At 61.7% G+C, this 16,749-nt stretch carries 17 protein-coding genes; 13 read left to right on the top strand and 4 right to left on the bottom strand.

What is annotated here, in order from left to right:
- Positions 1–35: 35 nt before the first annotated feature.
- From tatB to K6N12_RS07910, 6 genes are all read left to right on the top strand, one after another.
- Positions 36–662: a Sec-independent protein translocase protein TatB gene (gene tatB / locus K6N12_RS07885; protein WP_097625285.1), complete on the top strand. Its 627-nt coding sequence runs from the start codon at positions 36–38 to the stop codon at positions 660–662.
- Entirely contained in the window at positions 659–1,486 is an 828-nt protein-coding gene (gene tatC / locus K6N12_RS07890) for a twin-arginine translocase subunit TatC (RefSeq protein ID WP_097625286.1), read from the top strand. Before tatB ends, tatC begins: the two co-directional genes overlap by 4 nt.
- Positions 1,487–1,585: 99 nt before the next feature.
- Positions 1,586–2,869 (top strand): serine--tRNA ligase, encoded by a 1,284-nt coding sequence (gene serS / locus K6N12_RS07895; protein WP_097625287.1) that lies wholly within the window; start codon positions 1,586–1,588, stop codon positions 2,867–2,869.
- A 4-nt stretch (positions 2,870–2,873) separates the two neighbouring features.
- Positions 2,874–3,647, top strand: coding sequence for a 5'/3'-nucleotidase SurE (gene surE, locus K6N12_RS07900; protein ID WP_097625288.1), 774 nt, complete (start codon positions 2,874–2,876; stop codon positions 3,645–3,647).
- On the top strand, positions 3,644–4,297 hold the full coding sequence (locus K6N12_RS07905) for a protein-L-isoaspartate(D-aspartate) O-methyltransferase (RefSeq protein WP_003573541.1): 654 nt from the start codon (positions 3,644–3,646) through the stop codon (positions 4,295–4,297). The genes surE and K6N12_RS07905 overlap by 4 nt, the downstream gene beginning before the upstream one ends.
- 139 nt (positions 4,298–4,436) lie before the next feature.
- Entirely contained in the window at positions 4,437–6,029 is a 1,593-nt protein-coding gene (locus K6N12_RS07910) for a peptidoglycan DD-metalloendopeptidase family protein (protein WP_097625289.1), read from the top strand.
- A gap of 123 nt (positions 6,030–6,152) precedes the next feature.
- On the opposite strand, the gene K6N12_RS07915 is transcribed toward K6N12_RS07910, so the two are convergent.
- Positions 6,153–7,025 (bottom strand): ATP-binding protein, encoded by an 873-nt coding sequence (locus K6N12_RS07915; protein WP_097625290.1) that lies wholly within the window; start codon positions 7,023–7,025, stop codon positions 6,153–6,155.
- 203 nt (positions 7,026–7,228) lie between these two features.
- Between K6N12_RS07915 and yajC the strand changes: the two genes are divergently transcribed.
- The 5 genes from yajC to K6N12_RS07940 all read left to right on the top strand — a co-directional run bounded on the left by yajC (position 7,229) and on the right by K6N12_RS07940 (position 11,951).
- A complete protein-coding gene (gene yajC, locus K6N12_RS07920) occupies positions 7,229–7,576 on the top strand; it encodes a preprotein translocase subunit YajC (RefSeq protein WP_003573534.1) in 348 nt (115 codons plus the stop codon).
- A gap of 44 nt (positions 7,577–7,620) precedes the next feature.
- The gene (gene secDF / locus K6N12_RS07925) at positions 7,621–10,161 is read left to right on the top strand and encodes a protein translocase subunit SecDF (protein ID WP_097625291.1); all 2,541 of its coding nucleotides are present in this window, start codon (positions 7,621–7,623) and stop codon (positions 10,159–10,161) included.
- Between the two features lie 4 nt (positions 10,162–10,165).
- Entirely contained in the window at positions 10,166–10,552 is a 387-nt protein-coding gene (locus tag K6N12_RS07930; RefSeq protein ID WP_097625292.1) for an Mth938-like domain-containing protein, read from the top strand.
- Positions 10,553–10,554: 2 nt separating this feature from the next.
- A complete protein-coding gene (locus K6N12_RS07935; protein ID WP_097625293.1) occupies positions 10,555–11,412 on the top strand; it encodes a phytoene/squalene synthase family protein in 858 nt (285 codons plus the stop codon).
- A gap of 71 nt (positions 11,413–11,483) precedes the next feature.
- On the top strand, positions 11,484–11,951 hold the full coding sequence (locus K6N12_RS07940; protein WP_097625294.1) for a hypothetical protein: 468 nt from the start codon (positions 11,484–11,486) through the stop codon (positions 11,949–11,951).
- Between the two features lie 8 nt (positions 11,952–11,959).
- On the opposite strand, the gene trmFO is transcribed toward K6N12_RS07940, so the two are convergent.
- The 3 genes from trmFO to K6N12_RS07955 form a co-directional block, all read right to left on the bottom strand.
- Positions 11,960–13,393: a methylenetetrahydrofolate--tRNA-(uracil(54)-C(5))-methyltransferase (FADH(2)-oxidizing) TrmFO gene (gene trmFO / locus K6N12_RS07945; protein WP_222148799.1), complete on the bottom strand. Its 1,434-nt coding sequence runs from the start codon at positions 13,391–13,393 to the stop codon at positions 11,960–11,962.
- Positions 13,394–13,500: 107 nt separating this feature from the next.
- Positions 13,501–13,644, bottom strand: a complete 144-nt coding sequence (locus K6N12_RS07950) for a DUF1127 domain-containing protein (RefSeq protein ID WP_003539017.1) — start codon at positions 13,642–13,644, stop codon at positions 13,501–13,503.
- A 300-nt stretch (positions 13,645–13,944) separates the two neighbouring features.
- Positions 13,945–14,091, bottom strand: coding sequence for a DUF1127 domain-containing protein (locus tag K6N12_RS07955; RefSeq protein ID WP_003586937.1), 147 nt, complete (start codon positions 14,089–14,091; stop codon positions 13,945–13,947).
- An 842-nt stretch (positions 14,092–14,933) separates the two neighbouring features.
- On the opposite strand from K6N12_RS07955, the gene K6N12_RS07960 reads away from it, so the two are divergent.
- Positions 14,934–16,037, top strand: coding sequence for a DUF2157 domain-containing protein (locus K6N12_RS07960; RefSeq protein WP_097625296.1), 1,104 nt, complete (start codon positions 14,934–14,936; stop codon positions 16,035–16,037).
- On the top strand, positions 16,034–16,624 hold the full coding sequence (locus tag K6N12_RS07965) for a GDYXXLXY domain-containing protein (protein ID WP_097625297.1): 591 nt from the start codon (positions 16,034–16,036) through the stop codon (positions 16,622–16,624). Before K6N12_RS07960 ends, K6N12_RS07965 begins: the two co-directional genes overlap by 4 nt.
- Positions 16,625–16,749 lie beyond the last annotated feature (125 nt).

The following is a 16,749-nucleotide window of genomic DNA, read 5'->3' on the forward strand; positions in this document are numbered from 1 at the left end:
GCGCAGCCCCCGCGCTTCCCGTCCAGGAGCCTTGCATGTTCGATATTGGCTGGACCGAGCTTTTGGTCATCGCGGTCGTCCTGATCGTGGTCGTCGGTCCCAAGGATTTGCCGCCGATGCTGCGCGCTTTCGGCAAGATGACGCAGCGCGCCCGCAAGGTGGCGGGTGAATTCCGTGCGCAGTTCGACGAAGCGTTGCGCGAGGCCGAGCTTGACGATGTCCGCCAGACGCTCAGTGACGCCCAGAAGCTCAACCCGGTCAACAGCCTGCGCGAGGCGATGAACCCGCTTCGCCAGATGGGCAACGAGATCAAGGCCGACTTGCAGAAGGCGACCGCAGTCCCGGAAAACAAGACCGAGGTGCCGCCGGCTGCCGTTTCCGCGCCGACGCCGTCGATGGGCCTGCCGGAAACGCCGCCGTTGGTGCCGCCACCTGCGCCGACGCCGGAGCCCGTTGCTGCCGCGGTCGCCACGGCCGATGCGGTAGCCGCCAAGCCGAAAGCGGTGCGCAAGCCGCGGGCCAAGGCTGCGGATAAGGCGGCCTTTGCCATCGCCGCGCCCGTGGAAAACGTGCCTGCGGAAAAGCCTAAGCGCACGACTGCTGCCAGGAAGCCCGCAGCGCCGAAGACGCCGGCGCAGATGAAGAAAAAGGACGAGGCATGAGCGGTGATATCGAAGACAAGCCGCAGCCGTTGATCGAGCACTTGATGGAGCTGCGCACGCGGCTGATCTGGTCGATCGGCGCATTTTTCGTCGCCTTCATCGCATGCTTCTTTTTTGCCAAGCATCTCTTTAACTACCTGGTCATTCCCTACAAGACGGCCGTAATATGGGCGCATCTCGACGTTGAGAAGGCGCAGCTGATCTACACCGCGCCGCAGGAATTCTTCTTCACGCAGGTGAAGGTGGCGATGTTCGGCGGCCTCGTGGTTGCGTTTCCGATCATTGCAGCACAGGTCTACAAGTTCGTCGCGCCGGGCCTCTACAAGAATGAGCGCCAGGCCTTCCTGCCGTTCCTGATCGCTTCGCCGGTGCTGTTCCTGATGGGCGCGGCACTCGTCTATTTCTTCTTCACGCCAATGGTCATGTGGTTCTTCCTGTCGATGCAGCAGGCGCCGGGGCAAGACGAAGTGGCAATTTCGCTTATGCCCAAGGTCTCGGAATATCTGAGCCTGATCATGACGCTGGTCTTCTCCTTCGGCCTCGTCTTCCAGCTGCCGGTCATCACCACGCTGCTTGCCCGCGTCGGCCTGCTGACGTCGCAGTGGCTCGCCGAAAAGCGCAAGTTCGCCATCGTCCTCGCCTTCATCGTCGCCGCCGTACTGACGCCGCCCGATCCTATGTCCCAGATCGGCCTTGCGATACCGACGATCCTTCTCTACGAGATTTCCATCCATGCGGCGCGACTCGTAGAGCGCCAGCGTGCCCGGCAGGCGGTCGAAAAGGACACCGAATCCGCGGACGTTGCCAAGACGGACAGCGTCTGAGCGGCAATCCGGAAATCCTTTCACGAACGCCGTCTCATCCGGTCGAAGCCCGGTCAGGCTTTGGCCGGGTCACTTCTGTTGCAACGACCTGGAACGACGATGCTCGATATCAAATGGATCCGTGAGAATCCCGAAGCGCTCGATGCCGCCCTCGCCAAACGCGGTGCGGAGCCTCTGGCCCAAAATCTCGTTGCCCTCGATGAAAAGCGCCGCTCCGCCGTGCAGAAGGCGCAGGATTTGCTGTCCCGCCGCAACCTCGCTTCCAAGGAGATCGGCGCGGCGCTGTCGCAGAAGAACGGCGAACTCGCCGAGAAGCTGAAGGTCGAAGTCGCCGAATTGAAGGCTATGCTGCCGATGGTCGAGGAAGAGGACCGTCAACTGACGGCCGAACTTAACGACGCGCTGTCGCGCATCCCGAACATTCCCTTCGACGACGTTCCGGTCGGCAAGGATGAGCACGACAATGTCGTCACCCGCATCGTCGGTGAAAAGCCGCTCTGGAACCACACGCCGAAGGAGCACTTCGAAATCGGCGAGGCGCTCGGCTATATGGATTTCGAGCGCGCCGCCAAGCTCTCCGGTTCGCGCTTCACGGTTCTCACAGGGCCGCTCGCCAGGCTCGAGCGGGCGCTTGGCCAGTTCATGATCGATCTCCACACCCGCGAGCACGGCTATACCGAAGTCAGCTCGCCGCTGATGGTTCGCGCTGAAGCAGTGTTCGGCACCGGCAGCCTGCCGAAGTTCGAAGAGGATCTCTTCAAGACGACGGATGGCCGCTATCTCATTCCGACGGCGGAGGTGACGCTGACCAATCTGGTGCGCGAGGAAATCCTCGACCAGGAAAAGCTGCCGCTCCGCTTCACCGCTTTGACGCCGTCCTTCCGCTCGGAAGCGGGCTCGGCCGGCCGCGACACCCGCGGTATGCTGCGCCAACATCAGTTCTGGAAATGCGAGCTGGTCTCGATCACCGACGCCGAGAATGCTATCGCCGAGCATGAACGGATGACCGCCTGCGCCGAAGAAGTACTGAAGCGCCTCGGCCTGCATTTCCGCACGATGACGCTTTGCACCGGCGACATGGGCTTCGGCTCGCGCAAGACCTACGATCTCGAAGTCTGGCTGCCGGGACAGAATGCCTTCCGCGAAATCTCCTCCTGCTCGGTCTGCGGCGATTTCCAGGCCCGGCGGATGAATGCGCGCTACCGCGGCAAGGACGACAAGAACAACAGGTTCGTGCACACGCTGAACGGCTCCGGAACCGCTGTCGGCCGCTGCTTGATCGCCGTGCTTGAAAATTATTTGAACGACGATGGTTCCGTCACGATTCCGGACGTTTTGCTGCCTTATATGGGCGGATTGACCAAGATCGAACGGGCGGCCTAAGGCAATGCGCATCCTGCTTACGAATGACGACGGCATTCACGCCGAAGGCTTGGCCGCGCTGGAGCGGATCGCCCGCACGCTGTCCGACGATGTCTGGATCGTGGCGCCCGAGACCGACCAGAGCGGCCTTGCCCATTCGCTGAGCCTGTCCGAGCCTTTGCGGCTGCGCAAGATTTCCGACAAGCATTTCGCCTTGCGCGGCACGCCGACCGATTGCGTGATCATGGGCATCCGGCAGGTGATGGACATCAGGCCCGATCTCGTGCTGTCAGGCGTCAATTCGGGCTCCAACGTCGCGGACGACGTAACCTATTCCGGCACGATCGCCGGCGCCATCGAAGGCACGATGCAGGGCGTGCGCTCCTTCGCGCTGAGCCAAGCCTATCTCTATGAAGATGGTGCGCGCATTGTGCCATGGGAGGTCTGCGAGACGCATGCGCCGGCTCTTCTGGAAAAGCTGATGGTTCTGGACCTGCCGGAGGGCACGTTCCTCAATCTCAACTTCCCGAACTGCCGTCCGGGCGAGGTCGACGGCGCCGAGGTGACCATGCAGGGCAAGCTCGCCTTCAACCTGCAGGTCGATGCCCGCTCTGATGGCCGGGGCTTTCCCTATTACTGGCTGAAGTTCGGCGAACGCGCCGGCGCCTTCATCGAAGGCACCGATATTCACGCCTTGAAGCATAACAAGATTTCGGTAACGCCTTTGAAACTGGATCTGACCGATTATTCCGTAACGGACCGCGTGGCGCGGGCCTTGGGATACGGAGCACAGGTTTGACGGCAAGACTGGCCGAGAAAGAGGGCTTTGCGGCGCTCGTCCTCAGATTGCGTGCCGAAGGCATCTCCGACCTCGATCTGCTGACCGCGGTCGAGCAGACGCAGCGCTCGCTCTTCGTGCCGCCGCAATTTTCGGATGACGCCTATTCGAGCCGGACGATCCCGATCGAATGCGGCTCCTTCCTTGAAGGCATCGATTTTGTCGTCCGCATCCTGCATCACCTGAAGCTCAAACCCGGTCAGCGCGTTTTGGAAATCGGCACCGGCAGCGGCTTTACGGCCGCCGTCATGGGCCGCATGGCCGAGCGTGTTCTGTCCATCGACCGCTATAAGACGCTGACATCGGCTGCGCAGCGGCGCATGGAATCGCTTGGTCTGCGCAACGTCATCATCCGCCACGCCGACGGCAGTGCCGGCATGCAGGGCGAGGGCACCTTCGACCGCATTCTGGTGACGGCGGCATTCAATGCGATGCCGCGCTTTTATACCGATCAGCTTGTTTCCGGCGGTTCGATGATCGCGCCGCTGATGATCTCCGAGAACGAATGCCGCATGGTGCGGCTGACGAAAACCGGCAGCCGTTTCGAACGCGAGGAACTGTTCGAAGCCCCTTATCTGCCGATCGTTCCGCGCCTTGCCTCGCTGCTATAAGCTCTACGATTTTTCACCCGTAAGCTATGGTTATCAACTTCTCAAAAATATCGCACTGATTCCAGCATCTTAACTGCGTGGTAATACTAACGCGTTTTAATAGACTCACAAATGGTTGCGTTCTCAGTGGGTCGAGTCAATGCGTTTCAGTCTTTCGCCGAAGTTCGGGAAGTCGGCCGGTAATCTTCTGGTTGTGGGCCTGCTGGCAAGTGCCGCAACGGGCTGCAGTTCCGATGTGACACGGTTTGGCGGCTTGTTTTCCTCCTCAGGGCAGGATCAGATCACCACAAGTTCCATTCCGCGCAGGGGCGGCGCTCAGGCTGATCCGGTGCCGCGCGCCGATCTCGGCGGCTCCGCCGTTGCAAGTCAGTCGGGTTATGGCGGCGGCAATGGCGCACTGAACCAGCCTTACCCGCCGAACCCGAGTTATGATCCGGTCCGCACGTCGAGCGCCCGTATGGCTTCCGCGCCGGTTGCGGTGCAGCGTTCCGAGCTTGCAGCTCCGAGCGCCATTGCGCCGGTCCGGCAACGGGAAAAGGAAGTCGCGCTCGCCCAGCCTTTCCCTTCAGCGCCCCAGGCCGAAAAAAACCGATTGGTGGCCCCGACCGCGCCGAAGCTGACGCCTGATACCCTTACGACGGGCACGACGCCGAAGGTTTCCGGCTGGTCCGGGACCAATGCCCCTTCCGTGACGCTGCGTCCGGGTGAAAGCGTTGCCACGCTATCCAGGCGCTTCGGTGTTCCAGAAAAGGAAATCCTGCGGGTCAACAACTTGAAGACGGCTTCCGCCGCCATGCCCGGCCAGGCGATCCTGATCCCGACCTTCAATGGCGGCAACGCTGCCAAGGCAGCGTCGCAGGCGGCTGACCTCTCCAAGCCCGGCAAGATGCCGGAACCGGTAAGGGCGCCTGAGCAGAACGTCGCTGTCGTTCCCGGCGCCAATTCCGTTCGCGACAAGACCATGGCGAGCGCCGATGCCACCGGCAAGCTTCCGCCGGGCGCCGGCAAGGATCCGAAAGCGCCTGCCGGCACCTATGTCGTCAAGCAAGGCGATTCGCTGGCAAAGATCGCCAAGGCGACCGGCACCAAGATCGACGATCTCAAGGCCGCCAACAATCTGTCGGCCAGCTCGGTGAGGGTCGGTCAGGCGCTGAAGATCCCGAACGGCACCGCCGACAATATCAAGACAGCATCGATCCAGCCGCAGAAGGTCGATCCGAAGCCAGCTCAAACGGCGCCCGCCCAGCAGACGGCCTCCGTCGAGCCCGCACCCTACAAGGCGCCGGTCGCCACTCAGACGGTCGACGATGTCGAAAAGAAGTCCGATGTCAGCTCCGCCGCACCGGAATCGACCGGCATCGGCAAGTATCGCTGGCCGGTCCGCGGCCAGGTCATTGCTTCATACGGCGCCAACGTCAACGGCAACCGCAATGACGGCATCGACATTTCGGTGCCGCAGGGAACGCCGATCAAGGCTGCCGAAAACGGTGTTGTCATCTATGCCGGCAACGGCCTGAAGGAACTCGGCAACACTGTTCTCGTCCGTCATGACGACGGCACCGTCACCGTCTATGGCAATGCCGATACGCTGAGCGTCGCCCGAGGCCAGAAGATCCAGCGCGGCCAGACCGTCGCCGTCTCCGGCATGAGCGGCGACGTCAAGCAGCCGCAGGTCCATTTCGAGGTGCGCAAGGACGCATCCCCGGTCAACCCGATGACTTTCCTGGAATAGGTACAGCGTCCCAGGAAGCGCAAAAGCCCGGCCACCCGCCGGGCTTTTGTCATTTAAGGCATGTCGCGCAAAAGTGTGCTGCGGTTTTGCGGCAACGACGGATCTGAAAGAGCGCGACGCGCTTCAACCTCGCTCGATATGGACGCGCATGCGTCCGGCCAGATCCTGGATATACTGCCAGGCGACACGGCCGGAGCGGGCGCCGCGCGTGGTTGCCCATTCCAGTGCCTCGGCGTGCATCCTGTCGCGTTCGAGCCCGAGCTTGAAATGGTCGGCATAGCCGTCGATCATGCCGAGATAATCTTCCTGGCTGCATTTGTGGAAGCCGAGCCAGAGACCGAAGCGGTCGGATAGCGAAACCTTCTCCTCGACGGCCTCAGACGGATTGATCGCCGTCGACTGCTCGTTTTCCATCATGTGGCGAGGCAGCAGATGGCGCCGGTTCGATGTGGCGTAGAAGAGCACATTGTCCGGCCGCCCTTCGACGCCGCCGTCGAGTGCCGCCTTCAGCGACTTGTAGGCGGTGTCGTCGTGGTCGAAGGAGAGATCGTCACAAAAGACGATGACGCGGTACGGCGTGTCCTTCAGGAGGTCGAGCAGGTTGGGCAGGCTCGCTATATCCTCGCGATGGACCTCGACCAGCTTCAGCGCAGAGCCGCTTTCGCGCCTGACATCCTCGTGCACGGCCTTGACCAGAGAGGATTTTCCCATGCCGCGCGCACCCCAGAGCAGCACATTATTCGCCGCATAACCTTCGGCGAAGCGCACTGTATTCTCATGCAGGATGTCGCGCACATGATCGACGCCGCGGATGAGCTTCAGCGCCACTCGATTCGGCTTCTTCACCGGCTGCAGATGCAGGCGCGATGGCGCCCAGACGAAACAGTCGGCCGCATCCCAATCGTTGACGGCAGGCGCTGGTCCGGCAAGGCGCTCGACGGCATTCGCAAGCCGCTTCAGCTCGGCAAGAAGCGCGGTGTTGATTTCCTCGGTCATCGCAAGCTCCTGATTTCTTGCTGCGGCAATCCGCTTTATCTTTCGATGCGGGGTAGCATGGCGTTTTGCCGGCGGAAAGGTTATGAGGCAGCGGAATCGGTACTGTTTCGGGCTGTTTCTGTTGCATTCATCGAAGCGGCAATTATAGTCCGGCAACCTGAAAAATGAGGCGGAGTTCCGCCGCCAAGCCTGAGGAGTTTAGCATGTTCATCACCCCGGCATTCGCCCAGAGTGCCACCGATACCGCAACCGGTTTCGGCGGCTCCGGTTTCGAAATGATCATCCTGTTCGTGCCGCTGATGGTCGTCTGGTACTTCCTGCTGATCCGTCCGCAGCGCGCACAGGCCAAGAAGCGTGAGGAAACCCTGAAGGCGATCCGTCGCGGCGATCAGGTCGTCACCGGTGGCGGTCTCGTCGGTAAAGTCACCAAAGTTATTGACGATAAGGAAGTCGAAGTCGAGATTGCCGATGGTGTTCGTGTGCGCATCGTCCGCAGCGGTATTTCGGATGTGCGCGTCAAGGGTGAACCCGTCAAGGCCGACGCAGCGTAACAAGCGAAACGGCGGCACCGCCGGATCGGAAGATCGTCGAGAGAATGTTGCATTTTTCCCGCTGGAAAACACTTCTGATCTGGCTGGCCGCGTTTGCTGCCATCGTCCTCGCTGCGCCCAATCTGCTGAGCGAGGCACAGCGTTCCTCGCTGCCGGGCTGGCTGCGGCAGGACCGCTTAACGCTCGGTCTCGATTTGCAGGGCGGCTCGCATATTGTTCTGAAGGTCGAGCGTTCCGATATCGTCAAGGACCGCCTGGAAGAGGCGGTCGCCAATGTCCGCAACACGCTGCGCGGCGCCGGCATCCGCTATACCGGGCTGACCGGCAACGACCAGACCGTCACCGTCCGGATCACCGATCCGGCTGAGACGCAAAAGGCGGTCGATCTCCTGAAGCCTTTGACGGCGCCCGGCGGACGTGCCGGACCGGAGGTCGCGCTGCGGCAGGACGAGGACGGGCAACTCTCGCTGCAGATTTCCGACGCCGGCATTACCGCCGACGTCGCTTCCGCCCGGACTCGGTCGCTTGATATCGTTGCCCGCCGTATCGCTGGATTCGGCCATGCGAATTTCCTCGTTCGCCCCGATGGTGCCGACCGGATCGTCGTGCAGGTGCTGGGATCGGTCGATGCGGAACGGCTGAAAAACCTCCTCAACCAGCCGGCCAAGCTTTCCTTTCATCTGATCGACGCAAGCATGTCGGGGCAGGAAGCGCTGAACGGCCGCTGGCCGGCGACATCGCAGGTGCTCTATTCGCTGGACGATCCGCCGGTTCCTTATCTCGTCGATCGCACGGCTTTCGTCACGGGCAGCAACATGGTCGGTATCGAGCCGGTCGTCGATCCGCAGACCCAGGATAGCTCGATTGCCTACCGCCTCGATGCCGAAGGAACGCGGCGGCTGGCTGAGGTGACGGGGCAGAATGTCGGCAAGCACCTTGCCATCGTCTTCGACGACCAGGTGATGTCGTCACCGGCCATCGATGCGGCGATCACCGGCGGCGAGGGGGCAATTTCGGCAAACTTCTCCGAGGATGGCGTCCGCGACCTGGCGATCATGCTGCGCGCCGGTGCTCTGCCGGCGACGCTGACGAGCGTCGAGGAGCGCAGTGTCAGCCCGAGATTTGGCGCTGACTCCATCTTCTCCGGCTTCATTGCCGGCCTCGTCGCCGTCGTGCTGGTCGCGGCATTGATGATCGCGCTCTATCGCATTCTCGGCGTCATCGCCGTCGTCTCGCTCGTCTTCAACCTGATCCTCATCGTCGCGGTGCTAAGCCTAGCCGGCGCGACGCTCACCTTACCCGGGATTGCCGGCATCGTACTCATCGTCGGCATGGCGGTCGACTCGAACGTTCTGATCTACGAGCGTATCCGTGAAGAGGAAAAAACTGCCCATTCCTTTGCGGAGGCTGCCGGCCGCGGTTTCTCGCGCGCCTTCGCAACGATCGTCGATGCGAATGTGACGATCTTCATCGCCGCAATCATCCTCTTTTTCCTCGGCAGCGAATCCATCCGCGGTTTCGCGGTGACGCTGGCGGTCGGCATCCTCACGACCGTCATCACGGCTTTCACGCTGACGCGCTCGATCGTTGCCGTCTGGCTGTGGCGGCACCACCCCCGGCATCTGCCGAAAAGTGTTCTGACCCATCTTTTCGAACACGCCAATATCCGGTTCATGGGGATCCGCCGTTACGTATTTACGGCATCGGCGATCATTTCGCTGATCGCCATGGCCGCCTTTGCCACCGCCGGCCTGCGTCTCGGCATCGATTTCACCGGCGGCTCGCTGATCGAGGTGACCGCGAAGCAGGGCAATGCCGACCTCGCCGATCTCCAATCGCGCCTCAACGATCTCAATCTCGGTGAGGTCAGCGTCGAGCGCGCCGGCGGGCCGTCGAACGCACGGATCCGCATCGCCTCCCAAGGCGGCGGCGAGAATGCCGAGCAGTCCGCGGCGACGCTGGTGCGCGGCGAGCTCCAGGAGGACTATGATTTTCGCCGCGTCGAGGTCGTCGGCCCCGCCATCTCCGGCGAATTGACGTTGATGGCGACGCTCGGCGTTCTGGCAGCGCTGGCGGCGATCCTGATCTACATCTGGATCCGCTTCGAATGGCAGTTCGCGGTCGGCGCCATCGTCGCGACGCTGCATGATGTCATCATCATGCTGGGTCTCTTCGTCCTGACCGGCATGGAATTCAACCTGACGAGCGTCGCCGCCGTGCTGACCGTTGTCGGTTATTCCCTGAATGACACGGTCGTGGTCTATGACCGAATGCGCGAGAATCTGAAGCGATACAAGAAGATGCCGCTGCCGATCCTGATCGATGCGTCGATCAACCAGACGCTGTCGCGCACCATACTGACGGCGGCGACGACGCTGCTAGCCTTGCTCGCGCTCTATCTTTTCGGAGGAGAGGTCATCCGCTCCTTCACCTTTACGATGCTCTTCGGCGTCGCTCTCGGCACTTTCTCTTCGATCTATATCGCCGCTCCTGTGCTGATCGTCTTCCGGCTGCGGCCGGAAAGCCCTGACGGGGAAGAGAGCAACAAGACGGATGCTGGTGTAAAATCCGGCACGGTGGTTTGAAAACATGGCAAAAGGCATAGAAATCCGCGCCGCGCATTTTCCAGGGCGCGCGCCGATCGATACTTACGGCAATGGCGGCTTCCGTTTTGCCGATATGTCGCATCGCGGCTCGATCCTTTGCCTGCCCTCCGGCATTCACGGCTGGGACATGGACATGTCGAAACCGCTATCGCCGGAAAATTTCCGCCGTGCGCTTGATGAGGCCGATGATATCGAGGTTCTGCTCGTCGGGACCGGAACCGAGCTTCGCCGTTTGCCGGAGGCATTGAAGCAGGCGTTGAAGGCGCGCGGCATCGCCTCCGATCCGATGAGCACAGGTGCTGCGGTACGCACCTTCAATATCATGCTCGCCGAGCAGCGCGCCGTCGCCGCGGCTCTGATTGCGGTCTGACGATGGTTGAAGCGAAGACGGCGACGAACCAGGAGATCTGTCTGGCGATGCTGCGCGACAGCGATCGCGACCGCTACCTTGCCTGCCTGCTGTCGCCGGAGGACAAGCGCGGCGCGCTTGCAGCCCTCTATGCCTTCAATGCCGAGCTTGCCCGCATTCGCGATCTCGTGCACGAGCCGTTGCCCGGCGAGGTGCGGCTGCAATACTGGCGCGACCTGCTGGAAGGCAGCGCCCACGGTTCGACGGCGGCCAATCCCGTCGCTTCAGCACTTCTGACGGCGATCGAAACGCACCGCCTGCCGCGCAAGACGCTGATCGATATGATCGAGGCCCGCACCTTCGATCTCTATGACGATCCGATGGAAACGCGTCTGTCGCTCGAAGGGTATGCCGGCGAGACCGCATCGGCCCTCATTCAGCTTGCAAGCCTGGTGCTTTCGCCCGAGGAAGCCGCAGGATCGGCCGACGCCGCCGGTCATGCCGGTGTAGCCCAGGCGGTCGCCGGCCTGTTGCTGCTGATGCCGCTCTATCGCCGCCGCGGCCAGGTCTATATTCCGCTGCAGATCCTGTCCGCCACCGGTCTCAACCGCGATACCTTCCTTGCCGGCGAAGACCGGCCGCGCATTTCCGCCGCCATCGAAGCCTTTGCCGGCCTCGGTCGCGAACATCTGGCAAAGGCAAGGGCGGCAGGGCCGATCGCGCCCGCGGTCTTTCCGGCCTTCCTGCCGGCGACGCTTGCCGAACCCGTGCTTTTCAGGGCGCAGAAGCTCGGCGCCGTCCTGTTCGACCGGCCGCTGCAGCCGCCGCAATGGCGCCGCCAGCTCGGTATGGCCCTTTCGGCCGTCCGCAGAAAAATCTGACACCGGTCAAACTCGCGCAAGTCTCGCGCGTTACAAGGCTTGAACCGCTACCTTTTGAACGGAGACTCGGCGTGGGCATTATCGTCTGGTGCGTTCTATTCGCCATCGTCATCTTCTTTGCCTTCGTGGTAACGCGCATGGCTGCGCAGAACAAGGAAGACGGCCTGCATGACACGGGCCTCGCCATCATCGAGTTCGGCCGCGCATTTCCGAACGAAGCGATCCGCCAGTTGCAGGCGACGGAGAACGGCCAGGCCATTTTCGTGCGCCTGCATGACAACAAGGCCGGCTTCATGCGCAACATGTCGCGCCACTTCGCCTGTCATCTGATCGAGCCGGGCCGGGTGCGCGTCGTCAGCTCGCAAACGGGCAGGGGCCTGGTGATCGATTTCCTCGATGCGCCGCATCACAACGGCGATTTCGAATTCGCTTCCGCCAAGGAGTCCGCGGAAGTCGCGCTCTGGCTGCTCGGCAACTATATCGCCGGGCCGGATAAGGATCTGCCGTTCGACCATATTTCGGCGGCGAACAAGCACTAAATAGCGAGTTAGGCGCTTTCGGCGAGCGGCGAGTTCTGGCCCAGCCAGGCGGCGCAGTCCGTAAGCGCGCGCCGCGCGATCAACTGCCGCTTCATGATCGTTTTGTCCTTACCGCGGAAACGCTTGACGCCCTCGGGCTTGACGATCGATCCGGGCTGAAGTTCCGGAAACAGCCCGAAATTGATGTTCATCGGTTGGAACGAGCGTTTGCCCGGCTCCTCGTCGGTGACGATATGCCCACCGGTGATATGACCGAGCAGCGAGCCGAGCGCCGTCGTTGCCGGCGGCAGCGAGATCGCCTCGCCCTTGCGTTCGGCGGCGGCGAAACGCCCGGCCATCAGCCCGACGCTGGCGCTTTCCACATACCCCTCGCAGCCGGTGATCTGGCCGGCGAAACGCAGGCCGGGCCGCGATTTCAAGGTCAGCGACGGGTCGAGCAGGGTGGGGGAGTTGATATAGGTGTTGCGGTGCAGGCCGCCGAGGCGGGCGAATTCCGCATTTTCCAGGCCGGGGATCATGCGGAAGATTTCCGCCTGCGCGCCATATTTCAGCTTCGTCTGGAAGCCGACCATATTGTAGAGCGTGCCGAGCGCATTGTCCTGGCGCAGCTGCACGACGGCATAGGCCTTGACCGTCGGGTTATGCGGATTGGTCAGCCCCATCGGCTTCATCGGCCCGTGGCGCAGCGTCTCGCGGCCGCGTTCGGCCATCACCTCGATCGGCAGGCAGCCGTCGAAATAAGGCGTACCTTCCCATTCCTTGAAACCGACCGTGTCGCCCGATATCAGTGCGTCGACGAAGGCATTGTACTGCGCCTCGTCCATCGGGCAATTGATATAATCCTTGCCGGTGCCGCCGGGACCGACCTTGTCGTAGCGCGACTGATACCAGCAGATATCCATGTCGATGCTCTCGCGGTAGACGATCGGCGCGATGGCATCGAAGAAGGCGAGCGAATCCTCGCCCGTTTGCGCCTGGATGGCGCTTGCGAGCGACGGTGCGGTCAGCGGCCCGGTGGCGACGATGGCGAGATCCCAGTCACCAGGCGGCAGGCCGGTGATCTCTTCACGCACGACCGTGATCAGCGGGTGGTCGTGGATTGCCCGGGTCACGGCTTCGGAAAAGCCGTCGCGATCGACGGCGAGCGCGCCGCCGGCCGGCACCTGGTGGCGATCGGCAGTCGCCATGATCAGCGAGCCCGCCATGCGCATCTCGGCGTGGATGACGCCGACGGCATTGCTGGTCGCATCGTCGGAGCGGAAGGAGTTGGAGCAGACCAGCTCGGCAAGTCCGTCGGTCTTGTGTGCCTCCGTGCCGCGCACCCCGCGCATTTCATGCAGGATGACGGGAATACCGGAACTGGCGATTTGCCAGGCGGCTTCCGAACCGGCAAGTCCGCCGCCGACAACGTGGATGGGGGAATAGGAAGAGATCGTGTTCATTCCGGGCTGATACCATGTCGGCAGGTGCGATCCAACACCCGGGAATCAAAAACGGCGCCTTGAGGCGCCGTCTTGGAAGCATCAAGCCCGTTGTTAGCGACTGGCTATTAACGGAACGAGCGGGATGCGATGTTGCGGATGTCGTAACGGCTGACGCCGATATCGGACAGGGTCTGGTTCGAGAGGCCGCCGAGTTCGTTGAGCGTACGGCGGTAGCTGAGCCAGCTTCTTGCAATGCGGATCGGGTTCATTGTCTTTTTCCTCAAACAAATGTCCGCTGGATGGCGGGATCGCCTATCACTCTGCGGTTGATGTTTATATAGGCGAGAACCGCGCTTTTGTGCAGTGCAAATAAAAGGCGTCTGCTATGCAATTGTGCAATGTGATGCTTGCCAATTAGGCGGTGGATACTTTTTGAGCGGGCTAAGGAAACCGCTAACGGCGTGCAACCGCAGCGGCAGTGCGTAGGACAAAGAAAACGCCCGCTGTTGGTACAGCGGGCGTTTCGATCGAGGACGAACTGCTTGGGAGGATGCAGCGATCGCCTTGAACTAGCGGGCGGAAGCCTCACGGGCGACACGATGGATGTCCGAACGGTCGATGCCGAGGTCGTGCAATTCGCGGTTGCTCATGCGGCCGAGTTCGGTGACGGTCTGACGGTACTTGCGCCAGTTATTGAAAGAGCGAGAGAAGTTCATGTTAAGCCCCTTTCCGAGGGTTTGATCTGCCAGCAGCCACTGATCGGCGCTGACCTCTATTTGATGACCCGAATATATGTTGCGGCGCGAAAGAGGAAAACAGACAAGTTTTCAGATCACCTATGCGGAGTATGCAATGCTCAAAGGGTGATTGACCAAGACTTACCTTTTTTTGGTCAATGAATAGGCAGAATGATTCCGAGGAAAGCAATCTCACCGAACGGGCGTTCTCGCGTCAAAACGCTGTTCTCTCCGGCGGTTCCGCCCGTGCGTCCACCGTAATGAAGTGTTTCGCTTCGATCGATAGCCGCCCAACTGTTCACAGCCTCGTCAGGGCGGTGTGGCGGCAGTGTGGCACGATGGGGGTGCACCCAATGCTTTAATGCGTTCTTGCGCGATAAAACGCCCGCCGGGGGAGGATCCGGCGGGCGCATTATGATGACTGGCAACCGGGAGGAGGAGTGTCGCCAGTCTTATCGCAGCGCGCTTGGGAGGAGGAGTGCGCGGCTGCGAATCTCGACACGGACAATCATTCCGCGGGCATCCGGCAGAACCGGGCCGGGGCGCCATCCCCGTGCTTCGATGTTATCTCTAAATAGTATGACTAATTGGATTTTTGCAGTGCAATAAATTCATGAGGGATATGCGCAGTATGCATACCTCTTCGAACATGCACTTATAATAGCGCTAATGACGTTAGCGGCCGGTTAATACTCGCCCCAATTTAGACCAATGAGGAATTTGTATATTTGTCGGGAGGACGTTTGCGAACCTCGATGCTGCGTCTATAACGACGAAAGCCGCAGCGCCGGAACGAGCGTCGCGGAAATAAGGGTGGGAGCATGTATCGCGGAAGATTGGAGCGGGATCTCTCCCTCTGGGTGGGCAAAGGCCTGCTGGGGCAGGAAACGGCAGGCACGCTTCTTGCCGAATATGACAGCCGCCCGGCAAGCTTCAGCCTTGGGCGGGTGCTAATGGCGCTGGCGGCGGTGCTGCTGGCAGCCGCCATCCTGCTGGTCGTCGCCTCCAACTGGGAGGCCATTCCGCGGCTTATCCGCGTCGGCGTGATCCTTGCCCTGATCTGGGGGGTACACCTTGCCGCCGCCCGAATGCTTGCCCGCGGTGCGTCAGCGGCGGCAAGCGGCTTGCTGATCATCGGCGCGATGAGTTTCGGCGGCGCCATCTCTCTGGTCGGACAGATGTATCATCTCTCCGGCGACGAGCAGACGGTGATGTATCTCTGGTTCGCCATCGCGACGATCTCGGCGATCCTGTTCCGCTCGGGTGCCGTGGCCGTCGTCGCGGGTTTCCTGTCCTGGGCATCCTTTGCTGTCTATCTCGAGAATTACGACACGCATTGGATAGGGCTCGATCCCTGGATGGCGCCCGTCATGGCGGCGATCGTCATCGGGCTGGTGCGGTATACTGGCGCCGAGCGGGCCCGCCATCTCGCCTATCTGCTGCTGATCGGCTGGCTTGCCTGGCTCTATACGCTTTACGAGGAGATCGCCGTGGCGCTTGCCTTCGCGATCGGCGGCATGGTGGCTTTCGTCCTGACGGCGTTGCCTACCCGGTCTGTCGCCTCCCTGGTCCGGAGCGCCGGTGCGGCCCCGGCCTTCTACAGCTTCCTCGTCGCCGCGATCGGCTTCCTGCTGCTGCATATCGAAATCGAGGACGGCTGGCGGCTGGTGGTGCTGGGCGTGGCGACGCTTGCCGCCTCGGTGCTGGCGATCGCTCTGCATGGCCGGGACAACGGCGCGGTGCGTTATCTCGCTTATACGACCTTTGCCGCCGAGATGCTTTATCTCGCTTCCGTCACCGTTGGCTCGATCCTCGGCACGTCGAGCCTCTTCCTGTTCTCCGGTCTCGTCGTCGCGCTGGTTGCCTGGATCGTCATTCGTCTTGAACGGCGCTTTTCGGCGAATGCACAGGGGGAGGGCGCATGAACTCGCTGATGGCAAGGCTGCAATCCGGCAAGGGTTATCTGCTTTCGGCAATCATCGTCGCCGGCCTGCAGACCGTGATCCTCGGCACGATCATCCAAAGCCGCGCGTCGATCCTCAACAATGGCGCTGAAGTGCTGCTGAAGACCGCGCCCGTCGACCCGCGCGATTTCCTGCGCGGTGATTATGTCGTCTTGAACTATGACATTTCCTCGGTGCCGGTGCAGACGGTCTCGGGCGGCATTCCGGCAGAACCCGGCGAGCGCACGTTATGGGTTCGGTTGAAGAAGCAGGAAGACGGTTTTTGGACGGTGATCGAATCGTCCTTTCACCAACTGCCGCCGCTGCCGGAAACCGTGATCCTGCGCAGCCAGCCCTTCTACAGCGGTGGACTTGCCGCCGGCGACAGCATCCGCGTCGAATACGGCATCGAGCGCTACTACGTTCCCGAAGGTCAGGGCAAGCCGATCGAGGAGGCCCGCAACGGCGGCAATGTCGCAATCGCCGTGCGCGTCTCGCCGGCGGGAAGCGCGCAGATCCGCGGTCTTCTCGTTGACGGCAAGCCGGTTTACGACGAGCCGCTCTACTGATCCGGCGGGTCGTCGGATGAGCGCGGTTTGCGGGCCGCAAATCCCTGTCATTTCCCGTTCATTTTTCCTTTGCCTCGACCAAATCGGGTGATATAGAGACGCCGCGCTCCGGAAGGCCTCATGCG

Origin of the sequence: Rhizobium redzepovicii (assembly GCF_019793435.1) — a bacterium.
GTDB lineage: Bacteria > Pseudomonadota > Alphaproteobacteria > Rhizobiales > Rhizobiaceae > Rhizobium > Rhizobium redzepovicii.